Raw genomic sequence first — 20,886 nt, 5'->3', positions numbered from 1 at the left:
CGGCCGTTTGCGGACCGGGCGGCGCACCCGCTCGCGCACTGGCCACGGCGAGGTGCCCACCGCGTGGTGGTCCATCTCGAACACGCCCGCGCGCGTCCCGCGTGACGATCACCCGAAACGGGTCATGACAGCAGTTCGACCACGCTCGGGAAGTCGTCCCCGCCGAAGCCCTGCTCGACGCGGCGGCGCATCAGCGCGAACAGCGGGTCCGACAGCTCGCTGCTGACCCCCTGAGCACGGCTGACCACGCTGATCCCGTCGTTCGCGACCTGCATCGACAGGTCGGACTCCTTCGCGGTGTAGTCACCGGAGTCGATCTGGCCCGCCATGTCCACGAGCGCCGGGAACAACGCGCGCAGCCACGGGACCAGCAGTGTCTCGGTGAACTCGACGACCGCCACGCCCTCGGTGCGCACCAGCGCCGCCGCGTGCACGAACCCGCCGAACATGCCGTACATGCCGGTGAGCATCGCGATGTCGTTCAGTGCCGCCATGCCCGGCGCCGCGCCGAGGTAGCGGGCCTCACCGAAGGCTTGGAGAGCGCTCTCCGAGCGGCGGAACGCCTGCTCGCTGCCGCTGTAGAGGACCACCGCGGCCGGGGTCCCGATCATGGACGGGATGGCCATGATCCCGCCGTCGACGTAGTCGGCGCCGCGTTCGGTGAGGAGCGCGGACAGCTTCGCGGCCTCCGCGGGCGTGGCGGTGGTCAGGTTGACGATCGTTCGGTTACGCAGGTCGACGCCGTCGAGCACCGCCACGACCGACTCGAAGTCGAGCAGGCACAGCACCACCACGTCGCTCGCGGCGACGGCGTCCTCGGCGGTGGCCGCGTGGGTGACGGCGTGGGTGAACGGGGCGTCGCGCAACCTACCGGGTGTTCGGTTCCAGACGGTGGTGTCGTGACCACGGTCCACGAGCGCGGCGGCGAGCGCGCGCCCCATTTTTCCTAGTCCCATGACTGTCGTTCGCACGACGACGACTCTGCGGTCATACCATACGATTGGGCAAGTACCTACCTTGAAGTCAGGTACTCACCAAAAGGTAAGGATCCAGCATGACGGCACATGGCCCGTACTCGTGCGGTCTCGACGCGGCGCTCGACATCGTCGGCGGGAAGTGGAAGTCGCTCATCCTGTGGGCACTGGCGGAGAAACCGACGCTGCGGTTCGGGGAGCTGCGGCGTGAGGTCGCGGGCATCACCGAGAAGATGCTGATCCAGCAGCTGCGCCAGATGGAGGCGGACGGCCTGATCCACCGCGAGGTGTACCGGGAGGTGCCGCCGAGGGTCGAGTACTCGGTCACCGACTTCGGCCGGTCGCTGACCGACGCGCTGATGCCACTCGGGGACTGGGGCGAGCGGCACATGAAGCGGATCGCCAACCGGGAGGCGAGACTGTAGATCATGACCGGACTCCTGTACCTGCTCCGCCACGGAGAGACCGAGTGGTCGCGCAGCGGGCAGCACACCAGCCGCACGGACATCCCGCTGACCCCCAACGGCGAGCGCCGGGCCCGGGACGCGGGCACGATGCTCGCCGGCCTGTGTGAGGACCGCTCGCCGGCGCTCGTGCTGTCGTCACCGCGGCAGCGCGCCGTGCGGACGGCGGAACTCGCCGGGCTGACCGTCACCGAGATCACCGAGGACGTCCGGGAATGGGACTACGGCGAGTACGAAGGCCTGTCGACGCCGAAGATCCGCGAGACCGTGCCGGGGTGGACGGTGTGGACACACGAGTCACCGGGCGGGGAAACCGCCGAGCAGGTCGGCGAACGGGCGGCGCGGGTGGTCACGCGGGTGCGCACGACACTGCCCGACGGTGACGTGGTTCTGGTGGGGCACGGGCATTTCAGCCGCGTGCTGGTGGCGACGTGGCTGGGTCTGCCGCCGACCTCGGGTGTCCACTTCGCACTCGACGCGGCCGCGATCTCCGTGCTGGGCGACGAACGCGGGGTGCCGCAGATCAAGCGGCTGAACGTGCCTCCGTTGCCGGAGCGAGGTTTTCTCGATGACTGAGGTGCGCAGGGCTGTTCCGTCCGATGTGGACACGATGGTCGAGCTGATCCACGAGCTGGCCGACTACGAACGCGCGCCGGAGGAGTGCCACGTCACCGCCGAGCAGCTCCACAAGGCACTGTTCGGGCCCGACCCGGCGGTGTTCGCGCACGTCGCCGAACTGGCCGGCGAGGTCGTCGGCTGTGCGTTGTGGTTCAAGAACTTCTCCACATGGGACGGTGTGCACGGCATCTATCTCGAGGACCTCTACGTCCGCCCGAGCGCCCGCGGATCGGGGCTGGGCAAGGCTTTGCTGGTCGCGTTGGCCGACGAGTGCGTGCGACAGGGCTACACCCGGCTGCAGTGGTCGGTGCTGAACTGGAACGAGCCCGCCATCGGGTTCTACCGCTCGCTTGGCGCGGTCCCGCTCGACGAGTGGGTCGGGTACCGGGTCTCCGGCGACGCTCTGCACAAGCTGACAGCTGTCAGGTAGCGGGAAAACGCCGCGCCGGTAGGGCTTCCGGCGCGGCGTTTCGTTGCCCTCGCGTGCTTTTCGGTTCAGACGCCCGCGATGCTCGCGATCCAGTCGCGGTACACGGTGAGGTTCGCGTACGCGGTGAAGGTCTGCCGGTCGCTGGTGGACGCGACGCCGACCTGGACGTACGAACCGTCCGGCGCGGTGGCGAACATCGGGCCGCCCGAGTCGCCGCCGGCGGTGATGCCGTCGATGCGGTTGGCGCAGACCGCCGTGCCGCCGCGGTAGTCGGCGCAGTTCACCGAGCTGACCTCGACGTTGGCGACCTTGAGGTACTGCGACTGACACTCGATCTCGGGGCGGTCGGTGCACGTGGCACCCCAGCCGTAGACCTGGACGGTCTCGCCGACCTCGACCGCGTCCGGGTTGCCGAGCGGCGAGTAGGTCGCGTTCACCGCGCGGTCGAGCTCGACCAGCGCGAGATCCGCCTCCGGGTTCGTGTGGATCGCGACACCCGTCGCCTGCTCGCCCTGGGTCTGGTCCAGGTTGCCGATGTTGAACGTGTACGTCCCGCCGCCGGCCACGCAGTGCTCGGCGGTCAGGATCCACGTCGGCGCGATGATGGTCGCCGAGCAGTTCTCCTGGCCGTTCACGAACAAGCGCGCCGCCCACGGACCGGATTCGGCGTTGCCGCCGTCGATGATCGCCGGCCCCACGTTGCCCGGTGGCACGTCGGCGTTCGCCGTCCCGCCGCCTAGGACACCCAGTGCGGCCAGCGCCGCACCAGCGAGGGCCGCCCCGACACGACCGATACGCATGCAGATCACCTCGAAACCGCGACACAGAGTCGCGGAGCAGGGCTTACAAGGACCCCAACAGGGTCACTCGTTCGAGGTCGATCCACTACCCGCCGTTAGTCTGGATCCTCTTCAAGACCGGCCCGGTCCTCGGCCCACACCCGGGCCTTGACGTTGTAGAGCAGGTACAGCACCAGCACGCACAGCCCCGCGACCGGGAGGCCGTACTCGGGCTGGTCCGAGGGCCCCATCGCGTACCAGGCGACGCCCAGCAGCAGGATCTGGATCACCGTGATGGGCCCGCGGACACCGCGTTTGCCCAGGAAGAGCGCGATGCCACAGCCGAGGACGGCGCCACCGAGCACCGCGAAGTAGGCGGCCTCGCCGTACAGGTTGCCGATGGTCTCCACGCCGGAGAAGGCCCTGATCAGCAGCGCCACCGCGAACACGACGCCGATCAGGCCCTGCAGGACGACCAGCAGACCCGCCCCGCGGACGGTCTTCGGAGCGTCGGTCTCGATGCGCACAGTGACCTTCCATGCCGTGGACGGACAGACTCACTGGATCGTAGCTACCCTGCGGTTTATGCGTGCAGTGCTGGTGGTGAACCCCAAGGCGACCGCGACGACCGCGGCCGGCCGGGACGTGCTGGCGCACGCACTGGCCAGCCAGGTCAAGCTCGACGTGCTCGAAACCGACTACCGCGGCCACGCGATGGCCGCGGCGGCGCAGGCGATGGTTGACGGCGCCGATCTGGTGGTCGCCCATGGGGGTGACGGCACGGTCAACGAGGTGGTCAACGGTCTGCTCGCGAGCGGGCCGGGCAGCTCGGTGCCGATGCTCGGGATCGTGCCCGGCGGGTCGGCCAACGTGTTCGCGCGGTCCCTCGGGCTGCCACGCGACCCCGTCGACGCGACCTACCAGCTGCTGCACGCGCTCGAGAAGGGCAGCCACCGGCAGGTCGGGCTGGGCCGGGTCATGGCCGCCTCCCCCGGTGAGGCGCCGAGGTGGTTCACGTTCAGCGCGGGCGTCGGGTGGGACGCGGACGTCGTCGCGGAGGTGGACCGCAAGCGCGGCAAGAAGGCGAGCCCCGCGCTGTACACGCGGGTGGCGCTCACGCAGTACCTCAAACCCGCGCACGGGCAACCGCAACTGACCGTGGAAATCCCCGGCGTGGCACCGGTCGACGGTTTGCGGCTGGTTTTCGTGTCCAACACCGACCCGTGGACCTATCTCGGGGCGCGGCCCATCCACCTCAACCGCGGCACCGGGTTCGACGGAGGGCTCGGGGTTTTCGCCTTGCACAGCCTTGCTTTACCGACGGTGGCGCGGCACCTCCGTCAGGCGATCAGCCGTAAGGGTGAGACCCGGGGCCGGAAACTGCTTCGCCATGACGACGTCCCCGGCTTGCGGATCACGAGCGAGACACCGGTGCGCGTGCAGTGCGACGGCGATCTCATCGGCGAGCGGACCTGCGTCGAAATTGCGTCTGTGAAGCATGCTCTGACGGTCGTCGGGTAGCCCCTCGGAGACCGACACCGAGTGGTGAACCGCGAGACGCACCTGTGACCTGATTGTTGCTCTACGCATCCACAGGGCTCTGACGTCGAGCTTTCGGGTGAGTTCACGCACTCGCTGATGAAGAGGTCTTGACATATGGCTGGTTCGTGAAAGCATTCACAAGCACCCCAACGACCGGTTGACGACTAGAGGCGCACCGGAACGCGCCCAAGCGAGGAGCAAGTAGAAATGGACTGGCGCCACAACGCGGCCTGCCGTGACGAGGACCCCGAGCTGTTCTTCCCGGTGGGGACCAGCGGTCCGGCGATTCTGCAGGTTGCTCAGGCGAAGGCCGTTTGCCATCGCTGCCCCGTCGCTTCCGACTGCCTGACCTGGGCGCTTCAGAGCGGTCAGGACGCGGGCGTCTGGGGCGGGATGAGTGAGGACGAGCGCCGCGCGCTCAAGCGCCGCAATGCGCGGACCCGCACTCGCAGCAACGTCTGACCCGCTTTCCCCTGCTGAGCCGCCGAGGCCCGGTGCCGATACAGGTACCGGGCCTTTGTGTGCCCGGGAAACGTCCAACTGAGAAGCCGTGAGCGTCCAACCGGATTTCGGGGCGCGGAACTCTGTGGAGGCTGTTGGCCTCCGGCCCCCGTTTTCCAGCCTAGCGGCCGGCACCGACAAAACCGGGCGACAGCGGCCGAGTTGTCCACAGGTCACGCGGCTTGGTCGCCGCACTGGCTGCGCCGTTCCGGGCTGGTCTGTGTGTGCTCGCTTCGGGTTGGCCTTCACGGACCGGGTGCCGCAGGCTGATCTCCGCTGACCGGACCTGATTCCATGAGTTGGGCTGCGCAGGCGGATTTCTTCAGCTGGTGTCCGCGGGCTGATCATTGGTCCGGGCAAGTGGCTTCCCGCTGACTGGTCTCCGCGAGTGGCTGCCTTCCACGAGGGTCTTCCGCGCTGTCCACCTCGGGTCAGTGGGTTTCGCCGGCTGGCCTCCGGCCCCCGGTTTCCACGCTACGGCATGGCACCGACGTTTTCTGACGCTCCGCGGTGGGGTGTGGACAGCCGGCGGCGCTGTGGACAAACCCCGGATTCCTCCGCTGTTGGAGGCAGGGATGTCGGTGGTCGCGGCTACGCTGGTGATTGGGGGCCGGCGGCCGCCCTCGTGGGTCAGCGGCGGTGGGACAGTGGGACGCGCAGCGAGGCCTCCGTGCCGCCTCTTTGCCTGCGGCGCAAGGAAAGTGAGCCACGCAGTTCGGATTCCACCAGGGTGCGGACGATCTGCAGGCCCAGGCCGTTCGAGCGCTCAAGCGAGAAACCCCGTGGCAGGCCGCGGCCGTCGTCGGTGACCAGGACGTCCAGCCACCTCGCCGAGCGTTCCGCCGACACCACGACCTCGCCGCTCGCGCCCGGGGGGTAGGCGTGTTCTACGGCGTTCTGCACCAGCTCGGTCAGCACCATCACCAGCGGGGTCGCGACCTCGGCGGCGACCACGCCGAACTGGCCCGTGCGGCGGACCCGCACATGGTTCTCCGCCACCGCCACGTCGCCGGCTACCGGGATCACCTTGTCCACCAACGAGTTCAGGTCCACGCGCTCGTCCACCGACGTCGACAGCGCCTCGTGGACCATGGCGATCGCGGCCACTCGGCGGACCGACTCGCCCAGTGCGGCTCTGGCCTCCTCGCTCGCCGTGCGGCGGGACTGGAGGCGTAGCAGCGCCGCGACCGTCTGCAGGTTGTTCTTCACGCGGTGGTGGATCTCGCGGATCGTCGCGTCCTTCGACATCAGCGCTCGGTCTCGGCGGCGGACCTCCGTCACGTCGCGGACCAGCACCAGCGCGCCCGCTGCCTTGCCGCCCGGGCGCAGCGGCAGGGCCCGGAACAGCACCGCCGCGCCTCGGCCCGACTCGGCCTCGGCACGCATGGACGGTTGACCGTCCAGAGCCGCCAGAATGCGCTGTGCGATCTCCGTCGCGTCGAACGGGTCGGCGATCAGGCCCCTGGTGAGCGGGGCCAGGCGGACGCCGACGAGTTCCGCGGCGTGGCCCATGCGGTGGTACGCCGACTGCGCGTTCGGTGACGCGAACACCACCGCGCCCGTCGGGTCCAGGCGGACCAGGCCGTCGCCCACGCGCGGGGACGTGTGCACGTCGGCGGCGGGCTCGGACGTCGGGAACGTGCCGTCGGCGACCATCTGGCACAGGTCAGCGGCGATACCCAGGTATGCGATCTCCAGCGACGACGGCACCCTCGGCACCGCCAGGTCGGTCTCCCGGGACAGCACCGCGACCACGCGGTCGTCGTAGGTCACCGGGATGGTTTCGCGGCGGACCGGTACGCCCAGGTACCACGACGGGTCCTCCTCGCGGCACACCCGGCCCTCGAGCATCGCCCTGCGCAACTGGGGATGCTCGGCCACCGCCACGCGGCTGCCGACCACGTCCTCGGGGTGGGCCGTGGGTGCGGTCGTGGCACGGGCCTGGGCCACGCACAGGAACTCGTCCAGTGCCGGGCCCTCGCCGACCGGCACCCACATCAGCAGGTCGGCGAAGGACAGGTCCGACAGCAGCTGCCACTCGGCGACGACCATCTGCAGGTGGTCGACCTCACCACCGGACAGCTTCGTGTGCTCCGCGAGGAGGTCGGAGAGGGTCGACAAGGGCGATCAGGGCAGGTCGGAGCGGTCGTTCACCGGAACGCCGCCCTGTTCGACCACCGTCCGCCTGATCTCGGCACGCAGCCGCGTCTTCAACGAGTCGGGGGCGTGCTCACCGCCGCACTTGCGGGCGAGCAGCACCTTCAGGTGCTCCTCGATGCCGAACTGCTCAAGGCACGGGCTGCACTCGTCCAGGTGCTGCTCAAGCAGGCGACGGCGCTTGTCGTCGCACTCGTGGTCGAGGAAGAGCCACACCTCGGCCAGTACCTCCGAGCAGTCGGTCTCATGGTGTTCGCCGCAGCTCATGATCCGGTCACCTCGTGGTTGGCGGACCGCAGGAACCCGCGGTCACGTGCGACCCCGGCCAGCAGGTCGCGGAGCTGCCGCCGGCCACGGTGCAGTCGAGACATCACCGTCCCGATCGGCGTGTGCATTATCTCCGCGATCTCCTTGTAAGCGAAGCCCTCGACGTCCGCCAGGTAGACCGCGAGCCGGAAGTCCTCCGGCAGCTGCTGCAAGGCCTCCTTCACGTCGTTGTCGGGCAGGCGGTCCATCGCCTCGACCTCGGCGGACCGCAGCCCGGTCGACGTGTGGGACTCGGCCTGCGCGAGCTGCCAGTCCGTGATCTCGTCGGTCGGGGACTGCTGTGGCTGGCGCTGCCGCTTCCGGTACCCGTTGATGTAGGTGTTCGTCAGGATGCGGTAGAGCCACGCCTTCAGGTTGGTGCCCGCCGAGAACGACTCGAACGCGGCGTACGCCTTCAGGTAGGTCTCCTGGACCAGGTCCTCGGCGTCGGCCGGGTTGCGCGTCATCCGCAGCGCGGCGGAGTACAGCTGGTCGAGCAGCGGCATGGCATCGCGCTCGAAGCGCTCTGCCCGCTCCTGCTCGGTCTCAGCCTGTGGGGTTGGCTGGGTTTCGGTGCTCGGCACCGTGCTCCCTTCCAGTCGGAACTGTCCCATCGTCGGAATCGCATGAGACCCCTGTGAGGATACGCGTCGAGTCTGAGTCAGCACGTACCCCATAACGCGGAGTTCCCCCTGTTCATTCCACTAGTCGAGGGGCCTCAGGATTCGGCCGAGCCACTCCTCCACGGTCCGGGAGATGCCCTTGGCGTCGCGTTTCAGCGAGTGGTCACCAGGAAAGACGACGATCTCGCGGTGGTGGCCGGGGTCGGGCATGCCGAACGGGTCGGACTCGCCCTGGACCACCAACGTGGGCACTGTCACGCCGTCCAGCTCCGGCATGCGGGTCTTCTCCGGCCGCCCCGGCGGGTGGACCGGGAACGCGAGGCACAGGACGGCCACCGCAAGGCCCTCCTCGGCCGTGCGGCACGCCACCCTGGCGCCGGAGGACCGGCCGCCGAACACGAGGGGTAACTCGTGGAACCACTCGTGTGACAGCCGTTCGGCGACCGCCAGCCACGCCGTGTCCAACTGGTTGGCCGGGGCGGGTGCCCGGCGGCCCGCCACCCGGTACGGCTGCTCGACCAGCGCCACGTGCACACCGGCGGCCGCGGCGCCGCGAGTGGCCGCGACCAGGTCGGGGGCACCGACACCGCCGCCCGCGCCGTGGCCGAGCAGCAGCCCGGCCCGGCCCTCCGGCGCGCAGTGCACCTCCGCGCGGGCGGGCCCGTGCGGCGTGTCGATGGTCAGCGAGGTCATGACGGGTTGTCGAACAGGGTGAGGTCGGCCTTTTCCTCGTCCCGTTCGAGCAGCTCGGGGCCGTTGTTGCGGACGCTGTTGACCTTGGTCGACACCGGGCGCAGCTCCAGCGACTCCACCAGGTCCAGCGACGGCGGCGTGGCCAGCAGGTCGGCGACGTCCTCGGCGTCCGGGTCGAGCCAGGCCGCCCACTGGTCCGGCGTCATGAGCAGCGGCATCCGGTCGTGGATGTCGGCCAGCGGCCCGATCGCGTCGGTGGTCAGCACGGCCGCGCTCACCACCGGCGGCGCGTCCTCGACCGACGGGTCCCGCCACACCGTCCAGAGCCCGGCCATGGCGATGCTGTGCCCGTCCGGCCTGGTCATGAAGAACGGCTGCTTGACCTTGCCGTCTCGGCGCCACTCGTACCAGCCGTCGGCGGGCACGAGGCAGCGGCGCTTGGCGACCGACGTGCGGAACGCCGAGGTCGTGGCGGCCTTCTCGGCCCGTGCGTTGATCATCCGGGAGCCGATGGACCTGTCCTTCGCCCATGCCGGGATGAGGCCCCACCGCATCACCCGCAGGCTGCGGACCGTGGTCGACGGGTCCGCGTTGCCCTCCTCGTCACGCGGGTGCCGCTGCACGACGGCCACCACGTCCTTGGTGGGTGCCACGTTGTAGTCCTTGGCCGGCGCGTGCTCCTCGGTCGCGTCGAGCGCGTCGAACTCCGCGGCCAGCGTGGCCGGGTCCTTCGCGGCGGCGTACCTCCCGCACACGTCCATCACCTCCTTGCAGAGGATGGTGTCACGGCCCACCGACAGTCTGCACCGCGTGCGGGCTCATGCGGGATCATGCGGGTATGACTGTGCCCAAGACCGTGCCCTGGGCCGCACCGCTCGCGACCGCGCCCGTCCGTGCCACCGTCACCGTGCCCGGCTCGAAGTCGATCACGAACCGGGCGCTGCTGCTCGCCGCGCTGAGCGAGCGCGGGGGCACGCTGACCGGTGCGCTACGCAGCCGCGACAGCCGCCTGATGATCGACGCGCTGCGTGCGCTGGGGGTGCCGGTCGACGACAGCGGTGACCAGGTCGTCGTCACCGCCCACGACGGCCTGCACGGCCCGGCGCGGGTCGACTGCGGGCTCGCGGGCACGGTCATGCGGTTCGTGCCGCCCGCCGCCGCGATCGCCGACGGCGACGTCCACTTCGACGGCGACCCGAGGGCCAGGGAACGGCCCATGAGCACCGTGCTGGACGCGCTGCGGGCCCTGGGCGCGGACATCGACGGCGACGCGTTGCCGTTCACGCTGCACGGCAAGGGCGGCCTCCCCGGCGGTTCCGTCACGATCGACGCGTCGGCGTCCTCGCAGTTCGTGTCGGGTTTGCTGCTGGCCGGGGCGCGGTACGAGGCTGGGGTGACCGTCCTGCATGACGGCAAGCCCGTCCCGTCGCTCCCGCACATCGACATGACGGTGCGGATGCTGCGCGAGGCCGGGGTGACCGTCGACGACAGCGAGCCGAACACGTGGCGTGTCGAGCCGGGCCCGATCGCGGCCCGCGACTGGATCGTCGAGCCGGACCTGTCGAACGCGACGCCGTTCCTGGCCGCCGCGGCCGTCACCGGCGGGTCCGTCACCGTGCCCGGCTGGCCCGAGAACACCACCCAACCGGGTGAGTTCTTCGCGGAGATCGCGACCCGCATGGGCTGCCGGGTCACCCGCGACGCCGCCGGGCTGACCGTGCACGGCCCCGGCCAGCTGCAGGGCATCGACGTGGACCTGCACGACGTCGGCGAGCTGACCCCGACCGTCGCCGCGCTCGCGGTGCTGGCGCACAGCCCGAGCGTCCTGCGCGGCATCGCGCACCTGCGCGGGCACGAGACCGACCGGCTCGCCGCGCTGGTCACCGAGATCACCGCCCTCGGCGGCGGCGCCACCGAGACCGAGGACGGTCTGGAGATCCGGCCGATGCCGCTGCGCGCCGGCCTCTGGCACGCCTACTCCGACCACCGCATGGCGACCGCGGGCGCGATCGTCGGTCTCGCGGTGCCGGGCGTCGAGGTCGACGACATCGCGACCACGTCGAAGACGCTGCCGGACTTCCCCGCCATGTGGGCCGCGATGCTCGAGGAAGAACGCCGGTGAGCAGGCGCGGCAGGAAATCCGACTGGGAGCGCCTGGACGAGTCGGACGTCCGGGTGCGACCGGGCAAGGGTTCCCGGCCGCGCAGCAAACGCAGACCGGAGCACGCCGACGCGCGCGCGGCGATGGTCGTCGGTGTCGACCGCGGCCGCTGGACGTGCGCGCTGGACGGCAGCCCCGACCACGAGGTCGTCGCGATGCGTGCCCGCGAGCTGGGCCGTACCCCGATCGTTGTCGGCGATCTCGTCGACCTGGTGGGTGACACGTCGGGCCGACCGGACACGCTCGCGCGGGTGGTGCGGGTGGCCGACCGCAGCAGCGTCCTGCGCCGCACCGCCGACGACAACGACCCGTACGAGCGAGTGGTCGTGGCGAACGCGCAACAGCTGCTGATCGTGTGCGCGCTCGCCGATCCCCCGCCACGCACCGGGTTCATCGACCGCTGCCTCGTCGCGGCGTACGCGGGCGGGCTGAAACCGGTGCTGTGCCTGACGAAGTCGGACCTCGCGAGCCCGGAGCAGATCATCGAGGCCTACGCCGACCTGGAGCTGCCGGTGCTGGTCACGCGCAGCGACGAGGAGCCGGACGCGGTGCGCGAACGGCTGACCGACCAGGTGTCGGCGCTCGTCGGGCACTCCGGGGTCGGCAAGTCGACCCTGGTGAACAAGCTGGTGCCGGACGCGTTCCGCGCGGTGAGCGCCGTCAGCGCGGTCGGCAAGGGCAGGCACACGTCCACGCAGGCGATCGCGCTGCCGCTGCCGGACGGGGGCTGGGTGGTCGACACACCGGGCATCCGGTCGTTCGGCCTCGCGCACATCGAGCCCGACGACATCGTGGCCGCCTTCCCCGAGTTCGTCGAGCCCGCCGAGGAGTGCCCGTCGAACTGCGGTCACCTCGGCCCGCCCGCGGACCCGGACTGCATGCTCGACGTGGTCGTCGGCGGTGGCGAGGCGCGGCCGGGCAGGCTCGAGTCGCTGCGCAGGCTCCTCGCCTCCCGCGCCAGGCTGGACGAGTACGCGGATTGATGGGAACCGTCCACGCTCGCGGCCGTCTCATACCCCGGAGGGGGACGGACAACGCTCGCGCACCCGGCGTATGGGGCAGGTCCGTCCGGGCTACCCTGTCCGCACATTCACCAAGGGAGAAGCAGGTTATGCGCAAGGCAGGTATTGCCCTGTCCGCGTTCGCGTTGGCACTGACGCTGGGCGCGTGTGGGGACAACGGGGGTTCTGGTGGTTCCGCGTCGAACAGCGGCGGGGACAGCGGCACCGGTGGCGGCTCGGTCGCGGCGGCCAGCCTCGCCGACCTCGCGAAGTCGATCGGCGAGCAGACCTCCGAGACCAACACCGCGCACATGAAGATCACCGCGGACGCTGCCGGCCAGGAGCTGTCCGGCGAGGGTGACATGAAGATGGGCGCCGCCGAGGTGGCCATGTCGATGGACATGACCACGCCGCAGGGCTCGATCTCGATGGTGCTCGTCGACAACGTCTTCTACATCAAGATGCCGACGGGTCAGGAGCTGGAGCCGGGCAAGCCGTGGCTCAAGATCGACCCCAACGACGACAACCCGATGGCGAAGGCGCTCGGCGGCATGACCGAGCAGATGAGCAAGAACGCCGACCCGCGCGCGACGCTCGAGCAGTTCGAGAAGGCCGGTGAGATCACCGACTCGAAGGAAGAGGAACTCAACGGCGAGCAGACCATGCACTACACGGTCACCGTCGACGTCGAGAAGCTCGCCGAGAGCCAGGAGGACCCGTCGATGAAGTCCGCCATGGACCAGGCCATCAAGGCCGGTCTGAAGGACTTCCCGATGGACGTGTGGATCAACTCCGACGACCTGCCGGTCCGCGTCAAGCTGGACATGCCGACGCCGAACCCGGCGACGGGGAAGACCGAGTCCGTGAAGATGCAGATCGACTACACGGACTGGGGCAAGCCGGTCGACGTCACCGCGCCGCCCGCGGGCGAGGTCGCCGCGTTCCCGGGCAGCTGACACCCGAACGCATGACGAACGCCCCCGCCGACAACCGGCGGGGGCGTTTTCTATGTGGCGGCGAAGTGGGCGGCCACCAGGTCGTTGACCACCAGCGGCTGCTCGACGGCGAGCGAGTGCCCCGCGCCGCGCACCGTGACGTGCTGGGCGTTCGCGGCGGTGTCCGCGATGCGTTGCGACAGCTCCGGCGCGTACGCGTGGTCCTCGGCGCCGGACAGCACGAGCAGCGGCACCGTGCACCCGACCAGCTCACCGAGCACCGCCTCGCGGCGAACCACGGCCTCCGCGGCGAGCAGGATCGACTCGTCCAGCGCGGCGAAGTGCCGCCGCCACCGCGCCAGCAGCGCCACGCGGTCGGCGAGCGTGGTGTCGCCGAACATGATGTACGCCACCGCGTCGACCGTCTCCGGGATGCCCGCGGTCCTGGCGTACTCCAGCAGCGCCAGGAAGTTCTCGGCCTCGCCCTCCTCGTCGGCGGACGAGGACAGCACGACCGCGGAGCGGAGCAGTTCCGGTTGCCGCGCGGCGAGCCGCAACGCGACGAACCCGCCCATGGAGTTGCCGACGAAGTGCACCGGCCCCAGGTCCAGCGCCGTGATCAGCGCGGCCGCGTCACCCGCGAGGGTGTCCATGTCGACGAACCGCGAGCGCGCGCTCGCCCCCTGCCCCCGGTGGTCGTAGGTGACGACGCGGCACCGGCGCCCGAACTCGGCGACCTGCGGGGCGAACATGGTGCGGTCGAAGAACAGCGAGTGGCTCAGCACGACGGCGGGGCCGGGACCGCCGGTGTCGTCGTAGCACAACGTCGTGCCGTTGACGTCGATGGTGGGCAACGCCGCCCTCCTCGTGGTCGGTGACCACCCAAGTATGGCTGGCGGCGTTGCCTCCCGTCGTCACGTCAGCGCGTACGCCCTGATCACGGTCTGGTTCTGGGTGTTGCCGTCCCGGTCGGACACCGACGACCGCAGCGACACGAACTCCGCGTCCGCCGGGTGCTCGACCGTGGCCCGCCAGCCGCCGTGGTGCCGGGTGACCGGCGCCTTCCGCCAGGTCGTGCCGTCGTCATAGGACACCTCGACGACCGGCGTGCCAGCACCGGCCGCGCTCGCACCGTTGCGCTGCACGTAAACCGGGACGGTGAACCGCCTACCGGCCGGTGCGGCGTTGTACTGGTCCAGCTCCGGCGCGAACCGCACCGCGAGCAGCGGCAGCGCCGTCGGCCCGGTCGTGTGCGCCGACGTGAACGTCCACTCGGCACTGACCTGTGTGGACAGCCGGGACGGCTGCTCGTGGTGGGCCCGCAGCGTGTACGTCGCCCGCTCCGGCGCCACTTCGAACAGCCCGTACGACGCGGACGGCTGCTCGCCGACGACCGCGCCGTCCCGCAGCAGCGTCATGCCGCCGCCCGACGGGTAGCCGACGCGGCCGGGGTCCTGGTCGGCGAGCAGTGGCAGCTCGAACGCGAGCCGGTCGCCCGTGCGGCCCGCGGTGTGGTGGGCGCCGTACGGGTTGTGCGGCAGCGCGGGCCCGCGAACGCCGACGTTCCAGCGTTCCGTCGTGCGGCCGACGCGGTAGGTGCGGGCGTCGAGCTGGAAGCTGTCCGAGCGGATCTCGAGGGTTTCGGTGTCGACGACCTCGTAGAAGATGTTCTCCCACGGCACCCCGGGCGTGTAGTGCTCGGTGACCGTCGCGGGCAGCGCCATGGCGAACATGCCCTCGCGCAGGCCCAGCAGACCGGGCGTGCCCTGCGCGTACTCGGTGCGCACGGTGGCGAGCGCCCCGTCCCGCACGCGCCACCGCAGCGTGTCCGGCACGTCGCCGGTCTCACTGTGCCGCAGGTGGTACAGGTACGGGCTGTCGTCGTAGTACGGCCCGTTCGGCTTGGCCATGTGGGTGTCGAAGGAGATGCCGAACCCGTCGTCAGTGGTGGTGGACGGGCGGACGAAATAGTCGTCCAGTGACGACAGGTGCAGCGACGAACGGCTCTCGCCCCACGCGGTCGCCGACGACTGCGTGATCACCGACAGGGCGGACGTGGCGGTCGGCTCGTCGACGGTGAACCCGACCGGTTTCGCCTCGCGTGCGTCGACGGTCAGCGAGGTGGCCCCGTCGACGGTGAACGCGGGCTCGACGATGTCGGCGAAGCGGAAGTCCTCGGCGTCCCTCGGCGTGTACACACTCGCCGCCAGGTTGTAGCGGCCCTTCGGCATGCGGGCGACGACGGTGCCGTCGGCTTCCCACGGCGCGAACGCGAGCTTCTCGTCGAGGCCGACAAAGGACAGCAGGTACATGTCCGTCGGTGCGCCGTCGAAGTCACGCACGTCGACGGTCACCGAGTAGCTCTCGACCTCGCGGTCCACGGCGATCGGGGTGCGGACGTGCTGCCCGCCGCCGGTCGCGGTGACCACGCCGGTGTACCGGCGGTCCGGCGCCTGGACCCGGGTGTCGGTGGTGACGGTCGCGCTCGACCGCCCGCCCGCCGGGACTGTCAGCCGCGCGGGTTCGACCGTGAACATCCCTTGTGGCGCACCGGGGACGTCGGCCACCAGGTCCAGCGTGACCGGCTCGGCGCCGGAGTTGGTGTAGGTCATCGTCTTCGCGACCGGCTGGTCGTCGTCGTGCGGCCACCGCGCGATCCCGTTGTCGATGCTCGGCGGGTTCGCGAACACCGTCGAGGTCGTCGCGGCGGCCACGTCGACCCGGCCAGCGCCCTGTTCGAAGACCGTGAGCGCGTCGTTCGGGGCGGCGGTGCCCATGAGCGTGCCCTTGAGCTGGTCGGCGGCCCAGCCGGGGTGCTGTGCGGCGAGGATCGCCGCCGCGCCCGCGACGTGCGGCGCGGCCATGGACGTGCCGGACAGGGAGACGTGGCCGCCGTTCGCCTTCGCCGCGACGATGTCCACGCCGGGCGCGGTGAGGTCGGGCTTGAGGCCGTGGTCACCGAGACGCGGGCCGCGGCCGGAGAACCCGGCCAGCTGATCGTCGCGGCCGACGGCGCCGACGGTCAGCGCGGCGTCGGCGGCCCCCGGGCTGCTGACGGACCCCTCGCCCGGGCCGCTGTTGCCGGAGGCGACCACGAACAGCGTGCCGGTCTCGGCGGTGATCCGGTCGACCGCCTGCGACAGCGGGTCGGTGCCGTCGCTGCCGAAGAACGAGCCGAGGCTCATGTTGACCACGTCGGCGCCGCCCGCCGCGGCCCACTCCATCCCGGCGATGATCCACGACTCCTGCCCGCCGCCGAAGTCGTCGAGCACCTTTCCGTTGAGCAGCATGGCATCCGGCGCGACCCCGCGGTACGGGTCGCCGTCACCGGTGATGATCGACGCGACGTGTGTGCCGTGGCCGTACCGGTCGTCCTCGGTGTCGCTGTCGGTGAAGTTCCGTGCGCCGGCCACGGCGTCCGCCAGGTCGGGGTGCGTGGTGTCGATGCCGCTGTCGAGCACGGCGACCGTCGCGCCCTCGCCCGTGTGCCCGGCGGCCCACGCCTCCGGTGCGCCGACCTGCGGCACCGAGTGGTCGAGCGTCGCCCGGACCGGGGCGTCGAGCCAGACCTTGTCGGCGCGCCGCGCGGCCGGCCAGTAGGCGGCGTTCCGGTCGACGGACACCGCGGTGGCGCCCATCCCGGGCAGCTCGCGGCTCACCCGGGCTCCCGCGGCTCTCGGCGCCGCCCCGTCGACGATCAGCGGCAGCGTCTCGCGGGACGCGTCGTCGTAGCCCGCGCGGGCCAGCCCGGTCACGTTGAACAGCCGCGGGTCGAGCTTTCCCCGTGCCAGCAACGGAAGCGCGTCGGACGGCACGACGTGCGTGTCGCCGTGGACGTCCTCGCGGATCTGGAACGCGACGTGCTCGCGGCCCCTGGCCGGGAGCACCCGCGCCCCGTACGTGCCGCCGACCACGACCTTGTCGCCGGTCAGCAACGTGACGGTCGGCCCGGCGGCGGGTGCCGCGACGCCTGGCGCGGCGCCCGCCACCGGTACGACCACGCTCGCGGCGACCACCGCGGCGAGCAGGCTCGTCAGAGCCCGTGTGCGAATCATCTGCCCTCCAGATGGACGTTCCAGCCATGGTCAGAACGCCATCCGGAGGGGCTCCGGTTGCCTACGCCGGCGCGTAGGCGCGGATGATGACCGCGCCGGCCAGGTCCGGGTGCGCCGCTCTGTGGCGCGGAGTGGTCGAGGCTCGCCGTGACCGGACCGTCCAACCACACCTTTTCCGCACGTTGGACAGTCGGCCAGTAGGCGGCCGACCGGGTCGCTCCAGCTGGTGACCGATACGCCACCCGCGGAAGATCCCGTCGGCGTCGACGGCGTTCGCGAACTCCGCGACGCGAGCGAGCACCGCGGCCGGGTCCAGCCCACGGAAGGCGGAGTCGTTCACGGCGTGCACCGCCGCTCGGAAATCCTCCTCAGTCGGCCGCAGGATGTCGACGAGGATCTGCTCCCACAGCGCGTCGTCGGTGAAGTCGGTCCGGACGACCAGTGCCGCGGTGCCGACCGGCAGCGTTCTCACCCGTACGAGGTTATCGGCGAGCGGACTCAACAAACCGGTGTGCCACGACGTTCTACGGTCGACGTCACCAGAACAGAACGGAGTCGTGGTGCTGGACAGCTTCGACCAGTACGTGGTCGACCGGCTCGACCGCCTTCTGCGGTTCGCCACCGCGTTGACCTGCGATCCCCACCTCGCGCAGGACGTGGTCCAGGAGGTGCTGCTGCGCACGCAGCGCAAGTGGTCGCACATCGGCGCGATGCCGGGCCGGGACTCCTACGTCCGCCGGATGATCGTCAACGAGTACCTGTCCTGGCGGCGGCGCAGAGCCGCACGCGCGGTGTCGCACGCGACGCTCGACGAGCTGGCGACCCCGACCGCCGACCCGGCCACCGCCTACGCGGAACGCGACGCCATGCGCAAGCGGATCGCCACGCTGCCGCGCAAGCAACGGGCCGCGCTCATGCTCCGCTACTACGAGGACCGCACGGACGCCGAGATCGCCGAGGTGCTCGGCTGTTCCGCGGGCACGGTCCGCAGCCACATCTCCCGCGCCCTGTCGACCCTGCGCGCCGACCGGCACCACGTGAGCGAGGCCTACTCATGACCGAAGACCGGACCGAACAGCTCATCCGGGACGCGTTCGCCGACCAGGCCGCGCGCGCCGCCGACGGCCGCGACGTGCTCGAGGCGCTGCGTGGCGGACCGAAAGGCCGGTACGGGGTCGCGCTGGCCACCGTGGCGGTGGTCGTCGTGGCGGTGGCCGCGTTCGTGGTTCCCGAGGTGTTCCGCCGCAGCGCACCGACACCGCCCGTCGCGGAGCAGCCCGCCACCGTGGCCCCGACGAGCGTGCTGGTCGTGGGTACGGACGAGAACCGCAACACCGACACGATCGTGCTCGTCAGGACCGCCGCGGACGGATCGGTCAGCCTCGTCTCGATCCCGAGGGACACCTGGGCCGACCAGCCCGGCGCGGGGAAGGTCCGGCTGAACCAGGTCCTCCCCAAGGACGGGGTGCGGCCGCTCGCCGACACGGTCACCGCGTTGACCGGCGTCACTCTCGACCATGTCGCGATCGTCGACATGTCGGCACTCGGCGCGGTCGCGGACGCGGTCGGCGGGGTGCCCGTGTGCCTGCGCACCGCCGTGGAGGACCGGTACTCCGGTGCGGACTTCCCGAAGGGCGAGCAGGTGGTCACGGGCGCGGACGCGCTGGCGTTCGTCCGCCAGCGCCACGGACTGCCGAACGGCGACCTCGACCGGATCGCCCGCCACCAGGCGTTCCTGCGTGGCCTGTCCGCCAGGCTGCCGAACGCCGACCTGCCCGCGCTGCTCGACGCGGTGCGCGGCAAGGTCGAGACCGACGACGGGTTCGACCTGCTCGGGTTCGTGGAGACGCTTGCGCGGGCGACGGAACTGCGCGTCGGCACGATCCCGGTCGAGAGGACCGACGTCCAGACACCGCAGGGCGCGGTGATCGAGGTCGACCCGGAGCAGGTGAAGAAGTTCGTGGGTGACGTGCAGGGCACGCCACCCGCGAGTGGCGTGCCCTGCGTCAACTGATCAGCCCATGTGCGGGTAGCCGTGGTCGGTCGGCGGGACGAACGTCTCCTTGACCGACCGCGGCGACACCCACCGCTGCAGGTTGTAGATCGAACCGGCCTTGTCGTTGGTGCCGGAGCCGCGGCTGCCGCCGAACGGCTGCTGGCTGACGACCGCGCCGGTCGGCTTGTCGTTGACGTAGAAGTTGCCCGCCGCGAACCGCAGCGTGCGGTGGGCCTCCTCGACGGCGGCGCGGTCGGTGGCGAACACCGCACCGGTCAGGGCGTACGGCGTGGACGTGTCGACCAGCTCCAGGACCTTGCCGTAGTCGCTGTCGTCGAACACCGACACGGCGAGGATCGGGCCGAACCACTCGGTGGTGAACACCTCGTCGGTCGGGTCCGAGCCGAGCAGGACGGTGGGCTGCACGAAGTAGCCGACCGAGTCGTCCGCGGTGCCGCCGGTGAGCACCTCCAGCGTCGGGGTGTTCGCCGCGCGGGCGAGCACCTCCTTGTGCTTGGCGAACGCCTTGTCGTTGATCACCGCGCCGCCGAAGTGGCCGAAGTCGGTGACGTCGCCGTAGGACAGCGACTTCGTGACGTCGACCAGCCCGTCCCGCACCCCGTTCTCCCACAGGGACCGCGAGATGTAGGCGCGGGACGCGGCCGAGCACTTCTGGCCCTGGTACTCGAAGGCACCGCGCACCAGGCCGGTCACGACCGCTGCCGCGTCGGCGGAGCGGTGCGCGACCACGAAGTCCTTGCCGCCGGTCTCGCCGACGATCCTCGGGTACGAACGGTACGTGTCGAGGTGGTCGCCCATCAGGCGCCACAGGTGCTTGAACGTCCTGGTGGAACCGGTGAAGTGCAGGCCGGCGAAGTCGGGGTCGGTCATCGCGACCTCGCTGACCGCGGCGCCGTCGCCGGTCACCATGTTGATCACGCCGGGTGGCAGGCCCGCGGCCTCCAGCAGGCGCATCGTGTAGTGCGCGGCCAGCTGCTGCGTCGGCGACGGCTTCCACACGACCGTGTTGCCCATCAGCGCGGGCGCGGTCGGCAGGTTGCCCGCGATCGCGGTGAAGTTGAACGGGGTGATCGCGGTGACGAACCCGTCGAGCGGCCGGTGGTCGAACCGGTTCCACACGCCGGGGCTCGACGCGGGCTGCTCCTCGAGGACGCGGCGGGCGTAGGCGACGTTGAAGCGCCAGAAGTCGATCAGCTCGCAGGCGGCGTCGATCTCCGCCTGCTGCGCGGACTTCGACTGGCCGAGGACCGTCGCGGCGTTGAGCGTGTCGCGCCACGGGCCGGACAGCAGGTCGGCGGCACGCAGCAGCACGGCGGCCCGCTCGTCGAACGGCAGGTCCCGCCAGGCCGGGGCGGCCTGTTTCGCGGCGGTGACGGCGTCGGCCACGTCCTTGGCCGTGGCCTGCGCGGACACACCGAGCACGTGCCGGTGGTCGTGCGGCTGGACGACGTCGATCGGGTCCCCGCCCGCCATCCGCCGCTCCCCGCCGACGGTCATCGTGAGCTCGTGCCGCTCACCTTCCAGCTCGGCGATCCTGCGCTGCAGCGACTCGCGCTCGGCACTACCCGGCGCATAGCCGTGCACCGGCTCGTTGACCGGCTCGGGCACGGACGAAACGGCGTCCATGGGT

At 70.8% G+C, this 20,886-nt stretch carries 22 protein-coding genes; 10 read left to right on the top strand and 12 right to left on the bottom strand.

Annotation, left to right across the window (positions count from 1 at the left end; genetic code table 11):
* Positions 1 to 122: 122 nt before the first annotated feature.
* Positions 123 to 971: an NAD(P)-dependent oxidoreductase gene (locus ACIBVP_RS16720; RefSeq protein ID WP_396107015.1), complete on the bottom strand. Its 849-nt coding sequence runs from the start codon at positions 969 to 971 to the stop codon at positions 123 to 125.
* 83 nt (positions 972 to 1,054) lie between these two features.
* Here ACIBVP_RS16720 and ACIBVP_RS16715 point away from each other — a divergent pair, with 83 nt between their 5' ends.
* The 3 genes from ACIBVP_RS16715 to ACIBVP_RS16705 are packed head-to-tail and all read left to right on the top strand — an operon-like array spanning position 1,055 to position 2,486.
* Positions 1,055 to 1,399: a winged helix-turn-helix transcriptional regulator gene (locus ACIBVP_RS16715; protein ID WP_396107014.1), complete on the top strand. Its 345-nt coding sequence runs from the start codon at positions 1,055 to 1,057 to the stop codon at positions 1,397 to 1,399.
* A 3-nt stretch (positions 1,400 to 1,402) separates the two neighbouring features.
* Positions 1,403 to 2,014, top strand: coding sequence for an acid phosphatase (locus ACIBVP_RS16710; RefSeq protein WP_396107013.1), 612 nt, complete (start codon positions 1,403 to 1,405; stop codon positions 2,012 to 2,014).
* Complete coding sequence (locus ACIBVP_RS16705; protein WP_396107012.1) at positions 2,007 to 2,486, top strand: GNAT family N-acetyltransferase; 480 nt, start codon at positions 2,007 to 2,009, stop codon at positions 2,484 to 2,486. The genes ACIBVP_RS16710 and ACIBVP_RS16705 overlap by 8 nt, the downstream gene beginning before the upstream one ends.
* Positions 2,487 to 2,551: 65 nt before the next feature.
* Here ACIBVP_RS16705 and ACIBVP_RS16700 read toward each other — a convergent pair whose 3' ends face one another.
* A complete protein-coding gene (locus tag ACIBVP_RS16700; protein WP_396107011.1) occupies positions 2,552 to 3,286 on the bottom strand; it encodes a S1 family peptidase in 735 nt (244 codons plus the stop codon).
* A 95-nt stretch (positions 3,287 to 3,381) separates the two neighbouring features.
* Positions 3,382 to 3,792, bottom strand: coding sequence for a hypothetical protein (locus ACIBVP_RS16695; protein ID WP_396107010.1), 411 nt, complete (start codon positions 3,790 to 3,792; stop codon positions 3,382 to 3,384).
* A gap of 58 nt (positions 3,793 to 3,850) precedes the next feature.
* Between ACIBVP_RS16695 and ACIBVP_RS16690 the strand changes: the two genes are divergently transcribed.
* Both ACIBVP_RS16690 and ACIBVP_RS16685 read left to right on the top strand, forming a co-directional pair.
* Positions 3,851 to 4,786, top strand: coding sequence for a diacylglycerol/lipid kinase family protein (locus ACIBVP_RS16690; RefSeq protein WP_396107009.1), 936 nt, complete (start codon positions 3,851 to 3,853; stop codon positions 4,784 to 4,786).
* A 228-nt stretch (positions 4,787 to 5,014) separates the two neighbouring features.
* Positions 5,015 to 5,269 carry a WhiB family transcriptional regulator gene (locus ACIBVP_RS16685; protein WP_184808287.1) on the top strand — a complete coding sequence of 85 codons (255 nt, stop codon included), beginning with the start codon at positions 5,015 to 5,017 and terminating at the stop codon, positions 5,267 to 5,269.
* Between the two features lie 669 nt (positions 5,270 to 5,938).
* On the opposite strand, the gene ACIBVP_RS16680 is transcribed toward ACIBVP_RS16685, so the two are convergent.
* The 5 genes from ACIBVP_RS16680 to ACIBVP_RS16660 form a co-directional block, all read right to left on the bottom strand.
* Positions 5,939 to 7,429, bottom strand: coding sequence for a sensor histidine kinase (locus ACIBVP_RS16680; RefSeq protein WP_396107008.1), 1,491 nt, complete (start codon positions 7,427 to 7,429; stop codon positions 5,939 to 5,941).
* A gap of 6 nt (positions 7,430 to 7,435) precedes the next feature.
* Positions 7,436 to 7,732 (bottom strand): mycothiol system anti-sigma-R factor, encoded by a 297-nt coding sequence (rsrA, locus tag ACIBVP_RS16675; protein WP_396107007.1) that lies wholly within the window; start codon positions 7,730 to 7,732, stop codon positions 7,436 to 7,438.
* Positions 7,729 to 8,385, bottom strand: a complete 657-nt coding sequence (locus tag ACIBVP_RS16670; RefSeq protein WP_396107006.1) for a sigma-70 family RNA polymerase sigma factor — start codon at positions 8,383 to 8,385, stop codon at positions 7,729 to 7,731. Before ACIBVP_RS16670 ends, rsrA begins: the two co-directional genes overlap by 4 nt.
* Before the next feature lie 90 nt (positions 8,386 to 8,475).
* On the bottom strand, positions 8,476 to 9,087 hold the full coding sequence (locus ACIBVP_RS16665) for an alpha/beta family hydrolase (protein ID WP_396107005.1): 612 nt from the start codon (positions 9,085 to 9,087) through the stop codon (positions 8,476 to 8,478).
* Complete coding sequence (locus ACIBVP_RS16660; RefSeq protein ID WP_396107361.1) at positions 9,084 to 9,842, bottom strand: SOS response-associated peptidase; 759 nt, start codon at positions 9,840 to 9,842, stop codon at positions 9,084 to 9,086. The genes ACIBVP_RS16665 and ACIBVP_RS16660 overlap by 4 nt, the downstream gene beginning before the upstream one ends.
* An 83-nt stretch (positions 9,843 to 9,925) precedes the next feature.
* Here ACIBVP_RS16660 and aroA point away from each other — a divergent pair, with 83 nt between their 5' ends.
* The 3 genes from aroA (at position 9,926) to ACIBVP_RS16645 (ending at position 13,205) form a co-directional block, all read left to right on the top strand.
* Positions 9,926 to 11,209, top strand: a complete 1,284-nt coding sequence (gene aroA, locus ACIBVP_RS16655) for a 3-phosphoshikimate 1-carboxyvinyltransferase (protein ID WP_396107004.1) — start codon at positions 9,926 to 9,928, stop codon at positions 11,207 to 11,209.
* Positions 11,206 to 12,231, top strand: a complete 1,026-nt coding sequence (gene rsgA, locus ACIBVP_RS16650) for a ribosome small subunit-dependent GTPase A (RefSeq protein ID WP_396107003.1) — start codon at positions 11,206 to 11,208, stop codon at positions 12,229 to 12,231. Before aroA ends, rsgA begins: the two co-directional genes overlap by 4 nt.
* A 128-nt stretch (positions 12,232 to 12,359) precedes the next feature.
* A complete protein-coding gene (locus ACIBVP_RS16645) occupies positions 12,360 to 13,205 on the top strand; it encodes a hypothetical protein (RefSeq protein WP_396107002.1) in 846 nt (281 codons plus the stop codon).
* Between the two features lie 50 nt (positions 13,206 to 13,255).
* Here the strand turns inward: ACIBVP_RS16645 and ACIBVP_RS16640 are convergent, their stop codons facing one another.
* The 3 genes from ACIBVP_RS16640 to ACIBVP_RS16630 all read right to left on the bottom strand — a co-directional run bounded on the left by ACIBVP_RS16640 (position 13,256) and on the right by ACIBVP_RS16630 (position 17,711).
* Positions 13,256 to 14,038: an alpha/beta fold hydrolase gene (locus ACIBVP_RS16640; RefSeq protein ID WP_396107001.1), complete on the bottom strand. Its 783-nt coding sequence runs from the start codon at positions 14,036 to 14,038 to the stop codon at positions 13,256 to 13,258.
* 60 nt (positions 14,039 to 14,098) lie between these two features.
* Positions 14,099 to 17,239 carry a S8 family serine peptidase gene (locus ACIBVP_RS16635; RefSeq protein WP_396107000.1) on the bottom strand — a complete coding sequence of 1,047 codons (3,141 nt, stop codon included), beginning with the start codon at positions 17,237 to 17,239 and terminating at the stop codon, positions 14,099 to 14,101.
* Positions 17,240 to 17,300: 61 nt separating this feature from the next.
* Positions 17,301 to 17,711 carry a DUF6924 domain-containing protein gene (locus tag ACIBVP_RS16630; RefSeq protein ID WP_396106999.1) on the bottom strand — a complete coding sequence of 137 codons (411 nt, stop codon included), beginning with the start codon at positions 17,709 to 17,711 and terminating at the stop codon, positions 17,301 to 17,303.
* A gap of 88 nt (positions 17,712 to 17,799) precedes the next feature.
* Between ACIBVP_RS16630 and ACIBVP_RS16625 the strand changes: the two genes are divergently transcribed.
* Together ACIBVP_RS16625 and ACIBVP_RS16620 are read left to right on the top strand one after the other, a co-directional pair.
* Positions 17,800 to 18,297 carry a SigE family RNA polymerase sigma factor gene (locus tag ACIBVP_RS16625; RefSeq protein ID WP_396106998.1) on the top strand — a complete coding sequence of 166 codons (498 nt, stop codon included), beginning with the start codon at positions 17,800 to 17,802 and terminating at the stop codon, positions 18,295 to 18,297.
* Complete coding sequence (locus ACIBVP_RS16620; protein WP_396106997.1) at positions 18,294 to 19,253, top strand: LCP family protein; 960 nt, start codon at positions 18,294 to 18,296, stop codon at positions 19,251 to 19,253. Before ACIBVP_RS16625 ends, ACIBVP_RS16620 begins: the two co-directional genes overlap by 4 nt.
* On the opposite strand, the gene pruA is transcribed toward ACIBVP_RS16620, so the two are convergent.
* Entirely contained in the window at positions 19,254 to 20,882 is a 1,629-nt protein-coding gene (gene pruA / locus ACIBVP_RS16615) for an L-glutamate gamma-semialdehyde dehydrogenase (protein WP_396106996.1), read from the bottom strand.
* Between the last annotated feature and the right edge of the window lie 4 nt (positions 20,883 to 20,886).

The organism is Actinophytocola sp. NPDC049390 (assembly GCF_044466355.1).
Taxonomy (GTDB): domain Bacteria; phylum Actinomycetota; class Actinomycetes; order Mycobacteriales; family Pseudonocardiaceae; genus Actinophytocola.
Note: the sequence above shows the minus strand (reverse complement) of the source record. Positions and strands in the feature narration are given on the sequence as shown.